Raw genomic sequence first — 13,208 nt, 5'->3', positions numbered from 1 at the left:
TGCAAAAATTCAGTATTGCTCGATCTAAGGAAGAATAAAATGCTAGGTAATTTAAAGGATGCGTGTATCCACCAGCTATTTGAGTTCCAAGTAAAGCGATCGCCTGACGCTATTGCCGTAATTTTTGAAGGGCAGCAGCTAACCTATCAGGATCTAAACTCCCAAGCTAACCAGTTGGCGCATTATCTGAAGACTCTGGGTGTCGGGCAAGAGGTATTGGTTGCAGCCTGTGTAGAGCGATCGCTAGAAATGATTGTAGGTCTATTAGGTATTCTCAAAGCTGGGGGAGCTTATGTACCACTAGATCCGAATTATCCAGTAAATAGACTGGCATTCATGTTAGAACATTCCCAAACGCCAGTCTTACTTACACAAGAGCATTTAGTCGATTCTCTTCCCGAACACCAAGCTCATGTTATCTGTTTAGATGGGAATTCAAAAATAGTCGCTCGCTTCAGCAAAGAAAACCCTGAAACAGAGGTGGCAAGGGATAATTTAGCTTATGTAATATACACATCTGGCTCTACTGGTCAACCCAAAGGAGTTGCGATCGAGCATTGCGGTGCAGTTAACACGCTTCTTGATATTAACGATCGCTTTGAAGTTGGAGCAGGCGATCGCGTCTTAGCTGTATCTTCCCTCAGCTTCGACCTATCTGTATATGATATTTTCGGCTTGCTGGCTGCGGGAGGAACTGTTGTTATCCCCAAAACGACCGCAACCCCAGATCCAGCTCACTGGCTCGATCTAATGACGCAAGAACAAGTCACCCTCTGGGACTCAGCACCGCCATTGATGCAGATGCTTGTGGATGATGCTGCTAGTAATAGCAAAACCCTGCCATCATCTCTGCGATTAGTCCTTCTCAGCGGCGATTGGATACCCCCAACTTTGCCAGATCGAATCAAAGATTTGACCTCTAGGCTAGTGTCCGAAGAAAGTTTAGACCAATCTTCAACCCCTGCTGTCATTAGCTTAGGAGGTGCAACCGAGGCTTCCATCTGGTCTATCCTATATCCGATCGCCAACGTTGACCCGGAATGGAAAAGCATCCCTTACGGTCGGGCTATGACCAACCAGCATTTCTACGTACTGAACGAAGCAATGGAGTCATGTCAGGAGGGGGAACTAGGGCAACTCTACATCGGAGGTATCGGTCTAGCTAGGTGTTATTGGCGAGATCCTGAAAAAACCAGTCAGCGCTTCATCACTAATCCTCATACAGGCGATCGCCTATACTGTACAGGCGATCTCGGTCGTTATCTACCCGATGGAAACATCGAGTTTATCGGTCGCATCGACAACCAGGTGAAAATTCGCGGCTTCCGTATCGAACTGGGCGAGATTGAAGCGGTACTCAGGCAAAATCCTGATGTGGGAGATGCTGTTGTCATAGTCCGAGAAGATGTGCCTGGTAACAAACGTCTCGTGGCTTATGTGGTTGGAAAGCCACAAAATTCTTTATCGTCTGAGCCAGAGTTAGACAGCTATACCGAACTCATTTCGCAGTGGCGATCGCTCTACGATAATACCTATAGCCAGACCCCTACCCATCAAAACCAAACCTTTAATATTATCGGCTGGAACAGTAGCTACACAGGCGATCCTATCCCAGAAAACGAGATGCGCTCCTGGGTAGAGCATACTGTCGATCGCATTCTCCAATTGCAACCCCAATCCGTTCTAGAAATCGGTTGCGGAACAGGTTTATTACTATCTCGAATTGCTCCTCACTGCACTCAATACTCGGCTGCGGACTTGTCCCCACAAGCACTGCGCTATATCGAACAGATGAAGATGTCGGTGCCGGGATTAGAGAATGTCACACTTTTAGAAAGGACGGCAGACAACTTTGAGGGTATAGAAGCAGACAGCCTCGATACGATCGTCATCAACTCAGTAATTCAGCATTTCCCCAGCATTGAGTATTTGTTGAAAGTCCTAGAAGGTGCAGTGAATGCAGTCCGCAGTGGCGGGAATATTTTCTTAGGGGATCTGCGGAGTCTGCTGCTCCTGGAAGCTTATCATGCCTCCGTGCAATTATATAGGGCATCCCCAGAAATGGAGCGATCGCAATTACTTTCCACAGTGCGATCGCTAATGGCACAAGAAGAAGAATTGGTCATTGATCCAGCTTTTTTCACCGCTTTAAAACAACATCTACCACAAATCAGTCATGTCGAAATTCTGCCAAAGCGTGGTATTCAACACAATGAATTAACTCGATTTCGCTACGATGTAATTCTGCATATCGGAGAACCAGTTTCTGTCACCAAAGAGATCGAATGGTTAGACTGGCAACCCGATTGGACAATTTCATCCATTCGCCAATTACTACAAACAAACTCGTCGGAAATACTCGGTTTGCGACAAGTCCCCAACGCACGTTTAGACACAGAAATCAAAACTATCCAATGGCTAAACACTAACTCAGGGCTAGAAACTGTCAGAGAATGGCGTGAGAGTTTACAAAAACAATGTCCACTTGGAATAGATCCTGAAGAACTTTGGCTATTAGGTCAAGAAGTAGATTGCCAAATTGAGATTAGCTGGTTAGAAACCAGTGCTTCTGGCCGTTATGATGCAGTTTTTAGACATCGTTCCACAACACAAGTAGCTGAAAATCAAAAGATAGTATTTACCCAAGAAAATACTATTCCCCTCAAACCTTGGAACCACTACGCCAATCGACCATTACAGAGGAATGTTGCCCAAAAGTTGATACCGCATCTCCGCAATTTCCTGCAAGAAAAACTGCCAGATTATATGATGCCCGATCGCTTTGTCATGTTGGAGGCACTACCGCTTACCCCCAACGGCAAAATCGATCGCCGTTCTCTACCTGCACCAGACACTTCCAGACCCGATTTGCAAGAAAATTATGTAGCACCTCGCACCCCGATCGAAGAAATCATAGCAGGAATTTGGGCTGAAGTGCTGGGAATAGAACGAGTTGGCATTTACGACAATTTTTTGGAATTGGGCGGACATTCCTTACTGGCGATCCAGATCGACAGCCGATTACGCAACACATTCAAACTAAAATTGCCTGTGGGTAGCTTGTTTGGATCTGCCACCATAGCCTCACTAGCGCAGCGCATTTCAGAAAGCGATTCGGAAAAGGTTCACTTGCAAGCTACCCCCATCCAAGCAGTTTCTAGGAACCAAAACTTGCCTCTTTCATGGAACCAGCAACAATTGTGGTTCCTATCACAATTGGCACCTGATACCCCTGTTTATAACGAACCCTGCACGATTCGTTTTCCCGGTGCTATTGACGTTAATTCTCTTTCAAAAGCTCTCAACGAAATTATCAAGCGTCACGAAAGTTTGAGAACAGGCTTCATTACAGTGGATGGACAGCCAATTCAAGTTATCGCTCCACCTATCGATACTTTCAATCTAGCGTTTGTAGATTTGAGGCAATTACCTGTAAGCCAACGGGAAGCAGAAGCTTTACGGTTAGCAACGATAGAGACAAAACAACCATTTGATTTAACTTTTGCCCCATTGCTGCGGGCTACTTTAATGCAGCTATCAGATGAAGAATACAGATTATTCCTGACATTCCATCACATCGTCATGGACGGTGTTTCTATATATAATGTATTTCTTCCCGAACTAGCGGCACTCTACGAAGCTTTTTGTAATGACAAAACTCTAGTATTCCCAGAATTACCCGTACAGTATGCCGACTTTGCTGTTTGGCAGCAACAGTGGTTTACAGGAGAAATTCTGGAAAGTCATTTAGACTACTGGAAGCAACAGCTAGCTGATTTGCCTGTACTACAACTGCCATTAGATCGTCCCCGACCGCCTATTCCAACTTTTCGGGGTAAAAGGCAACGTTTGAGCCTATCCAAAAACCTGACAGAAGCACTCAAGGCTCTTTCTCGGCAGGAAGGAGTCACGCTCTATATGACCCTGCTGGCGGCATTCAAGACCTTGCTCTATCGCTACTCTGGACAAGAAGATATTGTGTTGGGTACTTTCAGTGCGGGTCGCAACAGACCAGAGATAGACAAGTTAATTGGGTTTTTTATTAATACCCTAGTCTTGCGTACCGATCTGTCAGGAAACCCTAGTTTCCAAGACCTACTCTCTAGAGTGCGGGAAGTAACTTTGGCAGCTTATGCTCATGAAGATGTACCGTTTGAACAACTGGTAGAAACACTGCAACCAGACCGAAACTTCAGCCAAAACCCCTTGTTCCAAGTGGCGTTTGCTCCTCAACCTCTAATACCATCTTTGACTGAGGGTTGGAATGTGAGTTATCTGGATATCCAGACCGATACGGCGAAATTCGACCTGATTTTGGATGTAGAGGAAAGACCGGAGGGCATCATTGGTCGTATTGAGTACAACACAGATTTGTTTGAAGCTAGCACGATTTCTCGAACGATCGCACATTTCCAAACTCTGCTGGAAGGAATCGTTGCTAACCCAGCGCAGAAAATTGCCGAGTTGCCTCTTTTAACTGAATTTGAGCGGCAGCAGTTGGTGGCGTGGAATCATACTCAGACCAATTATCCCAAAGATGCGTGCATACACCAGTTATTTGAAGAGCAGGTGGAGCTCGCGCCTGATGCGATCGCGCTAGTCTTTGAAGATCAGCAACTTACCTATCAAAAGCTGAATCAACGAGCAAATCAGTTAGCACATCATCTCCGCAATTTGGGTGTAGGGCCAGAGGTACTGGTAGGCATTTGTGTAGAGCGCTCACTAGAAATGATCGTGGGAATTTTGGGTATTCTCAAAGCTGGTGGAGCTTATGTACCGCTAGACCCGACATATCCTAAAGAGCGCTTGGCCTTCATGCTAGAAGATGCCTCTGTGCCTGTGCTGCTGACTCAGACGCGGTTGGTCGAATCTCTTCCGCACCAAGCGCGTGTCGTTTGCCTGGATGCAGACTGGGAAGTCATTGAGCGACAGAGCGAGGAAAACCCTTCACCTCAAGTAATACATGATAATTTAGCCTATGTAATGTATACATCAGGCTCTACCGGGATACCCAAAGGGGTTAGCGTCATCCATCAGGGGGTAGTACGGTTAGTTAAAGACACCAACTATGTCAACCTGAGTGCAGAAGAAGTATTTCTACAATTGGCTCCCATCTCGTTTGATGCTTCGACTTTGGAGATTTGGGGCAGCCTGCTCAATGGGGGACGTTTGGTAATCATGCCCCCTCATACACCATCTTTGCAGGAGTTAGGAGAGGCTATTTGGGGATACCAGATCACGACGCTGTGGCTCACCGCTGGATTATTTCACATCATGGTGGACGAACATTTAGAAGACTTAAAACAGGTGCGTCAACTACTAGCGGGGGGCGATATATTATCTGTACCTCACGTACAAAAGGTGATACAAGAACTAAAAGGATGCCAGTTGATTAATGGTTATGGCCCGACAGAGAACACCACCTTTACCTGCTGCTACCGAATAACAGAGGTAAATCTGATAGAGAATTCTATTCCTATTGGACGATCGATCTCCAACACGCAGGTGTATCTGCTCGATACCCATTTACAGCTTGTTCCTATCGGTGTCCCAGGAGAGCTTTATATTGGCGGTGATGGTCTGGCACGGGGCTACCTCAACCGACCCGAACTAACTGCCGAGCGCTTTATTCTCAATCCCTTCAGCGATAAGCCGAGCGATCGCCTCTACAAAACTGGGGACTTAGCCCGCTACCTACCCGACGGCAATATCGAATTCCTGGGTCGCATCGACCAGCAAGTGAAAATTCGCGGCTTCCGCATCGAACTGGGAGAGATTGAAGCGGTATTGAGCCAACACCCGGAGGTACGGGAGTCTGTCGTTATCAAGCGGGAGGATACATCCGGCAATCAGCGCCTAGTAGCTTATGTTGTTTCCAACCTCAGACCTGAACGTACTCCCTTCAAGAGTGAGTGTCTGGCAGAATTTGACGGGAACCCGGCAGTAAAACTTGGTACAGAAGACATCTCATTAGGTGGTGTCGGCTTAGTGGGCGTACCAGATAGTTGTCAGGTCGGTCAAACCGTCCGCCTGCGCCTGCATCTGCCTGGTTTCGATGAGGAGCTATGGTTGGAGGGAACTGTCGCTTGGTGTCGGAGAAATCAAGCTGGGATTGAGTTGGCTCTGAGCGCGATCGAACAAAATATTTTTCAACACAGTATAGAGTATCTTCTGGAAACTCAGGGTTTCTGGAAAGTTTTGCAACGCACAGCGGTCGGGAGTTTACGGAATCTTGTCAAGCAGAAGTTGCCCAACTATATGATCCCCTCCAGCTTTGTGTTTTTGAATGCCTTGCCGCTGACACCCAATGGCAAAATAGACCGCAAGGCGCTGCCAGAGCCAGATACTTTTAACCCACAGTTGGAAACAACTTATGTTGCACCCCAAACCGATCTAGAGCAAATTATTACTACTGTTTGGCAACAAGTTTTACACCCGGAGAAAGTAGGTGCAGACGATCGTTTATTAGAAATCGAACTGGGCGAGATCGAAGCGATATTGAGCCAACACCCGGATGTGCGGGAGTCCGTAGTTATGAAGCGAGAGGATGCGATCGGCAACCAGCGCTTAGTAGCTTATATTGTTTCTAACCTCACACCAGAACGTACTCCCTTCAAGAGCGAATGTCTGGCAGAATTTGACGGTCACTCAGCATTGGAACTTCGCACCGAAGACATCTCTATCGGTGGTGTCGGCTTAGTGGGCGTACCAGATAGTTGTCAGCCCGGTCAAACTGTCCGCCTGCGGCTACATCTGCCTGGTTCTGATGAGGAGCTAGGGTTGGAGGGCACTGTGGCTTGGTGTCGCGGAAACCAAGCAGGGATTGAGTTAGCTTTGAGTGAGATCGAACAAAATATTTTTCAACACAGCATAGCGTATCTTCTGGAAACTCAGGGTTTCTGGAAAGTTTTGCAACGCACAGGAGTAAGAAGTTTACGCAATTTTCTCAAGCAGAAACTGCCCAACTATATGATCCCCTCCAGCTTTGTGTTTTTGAATGCCTTACCGCTGATCTCCAATGGTAAAAGAGACTCTCTGGCGCTACCAGTTCCAGATGCTATTAACTCACAGTTGGAAACAACTTATATTGCACCCCAAACTGAACTCGAACAAGCTATCGCTACGGTTTGGCAACAGGTATTAAACTTAGAAAAAGTAGGTGTCGATGATAATTTCTTCGATCTAGGCGGTCATTCATTATTGATGGCTCAGGCTCATAGCAAACTGTGCGAAGTGGTGGACAGAGATGTTTCAATGATTCAGATGTTTAAATATCCAACCATCAGCTCTTTGGCTAAATATTTAAGTCAGGAAGAAAGCGAAGAATCCTCAGTTTCAGAAAATCGAGACCACATCAAAAAACAAAAACAAGCTATCAATCGCCAAAAGCAAAAACAACGCTCGCAAGGAAAGAATAAAAATGGATAACTCTCGCTTTCAAGTGGGCGCAGGCGATCGCGTCTTCATCCGGAGCGCTGACCCTTGCTCTTTCAGAACTCATGCTTTTGAACACCCAACTGCTCTTAAAACCACCGGAACTAAGTATTTTAGTTCATTCGTAGAAACTGTACTCATGTATATTACGCTACAAATTTTTGATTGTAAAAAAGTTTGTACTAACTCTTGACAACTCTCTGAGTATCGTGTAATGATTCTGAGAATCGCATTCTCTTGAAAGGTGAGACTGTCAAAAATAAAAATCTGTAAGTTAGCTTAAATACATCAAAGCAACAAAGTTTTATGTCTAGTCTAAAAATTTGACACATTGCCTTCATTGTCAATGTGTAACTGCTAAAAGCTGGCCGTCTACTACGTAGATACTCTAAAAAACACTTTTACGGGTTAATTTACCATTTCATTGCGATCGCACGCTTCCTCTAAATCTTTACAGATAACTTCACAAGAAAAACACATGGCTTTATATACAGAGAATGCCCAAGCTGAAGGTAAAAGTTCATCGTCAGCGCTACTAGAAATAATCTATGGGTATAAAAGAACCCAAGCTCTTTTTGTGGCAGCTAAACTGGGAATTGCAGATATTCTGAGTAACGGTTCTCAAACTGCCGATGAACTTGCCAAAGCTACCAGTGCAAATTCTATTAGTATTTATCATCTGATGCGCCTGCTGGTAAGCATGGGTATCTTTTCTGTGGAAAATGACAAGTTTAAGTTAAATCCTATGGGAAAATACCTGCTAAGTGGTACTTCTGATTCTTTACGAGGTACGATTCTGGGTAATGGTAATGAAGGGTATCAGGCATGGGGGAATTTACTTTACGGTGTAAAAACAGGAAAATGCTCATTTGACAAGACTTTCAAGATGAGTGTATATAGCTATCTTAAGCAGAATTCTGAGGCAGCCATAAATTTCAATGAGTGGATGAAGGAGACAACCAGGGAGTGGATTCTTCCACTTTTTGAAGCTTACGATTTTTCAGACGTTAAGACAATTGTGGATGTGGGAGGTAACATTGGAACATTAACAGCTTTTATTCTGAATAAAAATCCCAAGATGGAAGCGATTTTGTTCGATCGCGAAGATGTTGTTGTCGGTGCCAATCAGTTTTTAGAAGTGGCGGGAGTTAAAGATAGGTGTCAAATCGTGGGAGGAAACTTTTTTGAGTCAGTTCCCGGTGGTGGCGATCTTTACTTAATCTCTCGCGTTCTCCTTAATTGGGAGGATGATGATGCCATTAAAATTCTGAATAACTGTTACCAAGCCATGACAGCTAAAGACAGGTTGATGGTTGTTGATTTTATGTTCCCTCCGGGTGAAATATCCCCACTTATCGGTGTGAACAGCCTAAATTTGCTCGCTATGTGCGGTACTATTATGCGTACAGAAGATGAATTTTATAATTTACTTTCATCATCGGGATTCAAAGTGATGAATAAAATAGAAACCAAAGGACCAATAAGTGGTATCGAAGCGAAACGTGCTTAAAAAATGGTCACAAGGCAAAGTCCTGGGAGTGAATTGTGATCAAGGAACGAGCCAGCATCACATCACAGAAGATAGTTTTTGTAAAACAGGCAATCAATCAAACAGGGTGCAAGCAAGTGTCAATTACAGCTCCGATTGAAGAACTACTAACTGAAGAAACCAACCAACTGAGATACTGGAAACAGCAACTAGCTAATCTGCCAACACTACAACTCCCGACTGACCGCTCGCGCTCGCCAATGCAAAGTTTTGGGAGTGCAAGGCAATGCGTCGCGCTACCTCAAACTCTGAGCGAGGCGATCGCCTCATTGAGTCACAAAGAAGGCGTTACCCTCTACATGACACTGCTGGCAGCGTTCAAAACCTTACTCTATCGCTACACGGGGCAGACAGATATTGTAGTAGGCACTATCACCCCAAGAAGGAAACAGCCAGAGATTCAGGATCTAATTGAGCGCTTCGTTAACACATTGGTGCTGCGTACCAATCTCAAGGACAACCCTAGTTTCCGGCAGTTGCTTGAAAGAGTGCGGGAAGTGGCTTTGGGAGCATTTGCTTACCAAGATTTGCCTTTTGAGAAGTTGGTAGAAGCACTGCAACCAGAGCGGAATTTAGGTCAAAACCAACTCTTCCAGGTTGCTTTTGTTCTGCAACCGCCGATGTCAGGCTTTGATACGATGCTGAATTGGAATCAGTTGGACATTGATACCGAAACGGCAAAGTTTGATTTGACCCTGGAATTACAGGAGACATCGGAGGGCATAGTCGGTCGTTTTGAGTACAGCACAGATTTGTTTAATGCTGAGACCATCGAGCGGATGGTAGGTCATTTTCAGACTTTACTCGAAGGTATCGTTACTAACCCAGAGCAGAAAATTGCACAATTGCCTCTGTTAACTGAGTGGGAACGACAGCAGTTAGCAGCGTGGAACCATACGGAAACTGATTACCCTAAAGATGCTTGTATACATCAGTTGTTTGAAGAGCAGGTAGAGAAATCTCCTGATGCGATCGCATTAGTCTTTGAAGAGCAGCAACTAACCTATAAAGAACTGAATCAACGAGCGAATCAGCTAGCACACCACTTGCGGAATTTGGGTGTGGGGCCAGAGGTATTGGTAGGTATCTGTGTAGAGCGTTCCCTGGAAATGATAGTGGGACTGCTGGGCATTCTCAAAGCTGGCGGGGCTTATGTACCGTTAGACCCAGCTTATCCCCCAGAGCGTTTGGCTTTCATGCTAGAAGATGCCTCTGTACCAATTCTGTTGACTCAGGCGCGGTTGATAAAATCTCTTCCCAAACATCAAGGGCGTACCGTTTGTCTGGACACTGACTGGGAAATCATTGAGGGACAGAGCAAGGAAAACCCTGGATGTAGCGTAACCTCTGAGAAGCTGGCTTATGTAATTTACACTTCGGGGTCTACAGGAAAGCCCAAAGGCGTATTGGTGGAGCACCGAGCAGTAAACCGTTTGGTAATTAATACGAACTACATTAGTTTACAACCAAAAGATATAGTTGCTTTCGTCTCAAATTTTTCATTCGATGCAGCTACATTTGAGATTTGGGGACCGTTAATTAATGGCGCAAAGTTAATTGTCATAACAAAAGATGTAGCACTTTCTCCTCTTGACTTTGCAAGTCAAATCCAGGGTGAAAGAGTCACTATATTGTTCTTGACCACTGCGTTGTTCAATTTCATGGCTAGAGAAATACCATCGGCTTTTCATGTGGTGCAACACCTTATAGTTGGAGGAGAAGCTATGGAGCCTAAATTGGTCAAAGAGGTACTCAAGAAGGGTTCACCTCAGCGACTGCTTAACGGTTATGGGCCTACTGAAAATACAACATTTACCACCTGCTACTTAGTGCAGGATGTTCCAGAAAAGGCTACAACCATTCCTATCGGTTGCCCTATCTCCAATACACACTGTTTTCTACTAGATGCCCAAAAACAGCTTGTCCCCATCGGTGTCCCAGGAGAGCTATACATTGGTGGCGCTGGTTTAGCACGGGGCTACCTCAACCGACCGGAACTAACAAGCGATCGCTTTATTCCCAACCCCTTTAGCCACGAATCGGGTTCTCGCCTTTATAAAACTGGCGATTTAGCCCGCTATCTACCAAATGGCAATATCGAATTTTTAGGTCGCATCGACCACCAAGTGAAAATTCGGGGCTTCCGCATCGAATTAGGGGAAATTGAGGCCGTATTGAGCCAACACCCAGATGTACAGGAGTCTCTAGTTATCAACCGCGAGGATGCTTCCGGCAACCAGCGCTTAGTCGCTTATATTGTTTCCAACCTCAGACCTAAACGCACAGCAGTCGGGAGCTTACGCGACTTTCTGAAGCAGAAACTACCAGACTATATGATGCCCTCCAGTTTTGTGTTTTTGAATCATTTGCCGCTGACACCAAACGGCAAAGTAGACCGTAAGGCACTGCCAGCTCCCGATGCCGATGCTATTAACCTACAGTTAGAAACAACTTATGTCGCACCCCAGACTGAGATAGAACAATCTATTGCTATAGTTTGGCAAGAAGTATTACACTTAAAAAAAGTAGGTGTAGATGATAGTTTCTTCGATTTAGGTGGTCATTCATTACTTATGGCTCAGGTTCATAGCCAACTGCGCGAAGTGGTGGACAGAGAGGTTTCAATCATGGAAATGTTTAAATATCCAACCATCAGCTCTTTGGCTAAGTATTTAAGTCAGGAGCCAGAGGAAAAACCCTCTTTTCGGCAAAGTCAAGATCGCATCAAAAACCAAAAAGACGCAATCAATCGCCAAAAGCAAAAACAGCGCTTGCAAGGAAAGAATAAAAATGGATAACTCTGAAAGTTCCCACTCTATAGAAGGTATCGCTATCATTGGCATGGCTGGTCGTTTTCCCGGTGCTAAAAATGTTGATGAGTTTTGGAAAAACCTGCGCGATGGCTTGGAATCTATTTCTTTCTTTTCTGAAGAAGAACTAAAATCTTCAGGCATTGATGAATCAGTAATATGCGATCCTCGCTATGTAAAAGCAAGAGCGGTATTAGAAGATATTGAGCTGTTTGATGCTTCATTCTTTGGGTTTAATCCTAGAGAAGCTGAAATCACAGATCCCCAACACCGCTTTTTCTTAGAGTCGGCTTGGGAAGCTCTAGAAAATGCTGGCTACAACTCGGAAACTTACGAAGGTTCAATTGGAGTTTACGCAGGCACAGGAAGTTACAATACTTATTTATTGCACAATCTTTATCCCAACCACAAGCTCAGAGAATTAGTTGGAGATTTCCAACTTATGATCGCCAATGAGAAAGATTTTTTATCAACTCGCGTTTCTTATAAATTAAACTTGAAAGGGCCAAGTGTTACTGTCCAAACTGCCTGTTCTACTTCATTGGTTGCTATTAGCATGGCTTGCCAAAGCTTGCTGAATTATCAATGCGATATGGCTTTGGCTGGTGGCGTTTCTATAGGCGTTAACCAAAAGACAGGATATTTTTATAAAGAGGGAATGATTCTTTCACCAGACGGACACTGTAGAGCCTTTGATGCTAAAGCACAGGGAACTGTTAGCGGTAGCGGTGTGGGAATTGTGCTTTTGAAGAGATTAGAGGAAGCGATCGCAGATGGAGATTATATTCATGCGGTGATTAAAGGTTGTGCGCTCAATAATGATGGTGCTTTCAAAATTGGCTACACGGCTCCCAGTATAGATGGCCAAGCGCAGGCGATCGCAGATGCTCTAGCACTAGCAGAAGTTCACCCTGAAACTATCAGTTATGTAGAAGCTCACGGAACGGGAACACCCCTGGGAGATCCGATCGAAATTGCCGCGTTGACACAAGCTTTCTCAGCCGAAACTAAGAAAAAAGGCTTTTGTGCGATCGGTTCAGTAAAAACCAATATCGGACATTTGGATGCTGCTGCTGGTGTGACTGGCTTAATCAAAACTGTCCAAGCTCTTAAACACCAGTTAATACCACCTAGCTTGCATTTTGAACAGCCTAATCCTAAGATTGATTTTGCTAATAGTCCTTTTTATGTTAACACAAAACTTTCGGAATGGAAAGTAGGTAAAACACCTCGTCGTGCTGGAGTTAGTTCTTTTGGTATCGGTGGAACTAATGCTCATGTAGTTCTTGAAGAAGCGCCTAATTTAGAACGGGGGAGCGGGGGAGCAGGGGAGCGGGGGAGCGGGGGAGCGGGGGAGAGAATATCAACTGTTAGTTATATCTGCAAAAACTAGCACTGCTTTAGATAAGGCAACC

General features: G+C 45.0%; 5 protein-coding genes. All 5 read left to right on the top strand.

The window, feature by feature from the left end; all coding sequences use genetic code 11:
- Positions 1-39 precede the first annotated feature (39 nt).
- Positions 40-7,428 (top strand): non-ribosomal peptide synthetase, encoded by a 7,389-nt coding sequence (locus OSCIL6407_RS0103365; protein WP_007357778.1) that lies wholly within the window; start codon positions 40-42, stop codon positions 7,426-7,428.
- Complete coding sequence (locus OSCIL6407_RS0103360; protein WP_007357777.1) at positions 7,421-7,627, top strand: hypothetical protein; 207 nt, start codon at positions 7,421-7,423, stop codon at positions 7,625-7,627. Before OSCIL6407_RS0103365 ends, OSCIL6407_RS0103360 begins: the two co-directional genes overlap by 8 nt.
- A 285-nt stretch (positions 7,628-7,912) precedes the next feature.
- Entirely contained in the window at positions 7,913-8,944 is a 1,032-nt protein-coding gene (locus OSCIL6407_RS0103355) for a methyltransferase (RefSeq protein ID WP_019486914.1), read from the top strand.
- A 116-nt stretch (positions 8,945-9,060) separates the two neighbouring features.
- Positions 9,061-11,781, top strand: a complete 2,721-nt coding sequence (locus tag OSCIL6407_RS0103350; protein ID WP_234709921.1) for a non-ribosomal peptide synthetase — start codon at positions 9,061-9,063, stop codon at positions 11,779-11,781.
- Positions 11,774-13,186, top strand: coding sequence for a type I polyketide synthase (locus OSCIL6407_RS38060; protein ID WP_071592438.1), 1,413 nt, complete (start codon positions 11,774-11,776; stop codon positions 13,184-13,186). The genes OSCIL6407_RS0103350 and OSCIL6407_RS38060 overlap by 8 nt, the downstream gene beginning before the upstream one ends.
- The last annotated feature ends 22 nt before the right edge of the window (positions 13,187-13,208 follow it).

Origin of the sequence: Kamptonema formosum PCC 6407, from assembly GCF_000332155.1 — a bacterium.
Classification (GTDB): domain Bacteria; phylum Cyanobacteriota; class Cyanobacteriia; order Cyanobacteriales; family Microcoleaceae; genus Kamptonema; species Kamptonema formosum.
Note: the sequence above shows the minus strand (reverse complement) of the source record. Positions and strands in the feature narration are given on the sequence as shown.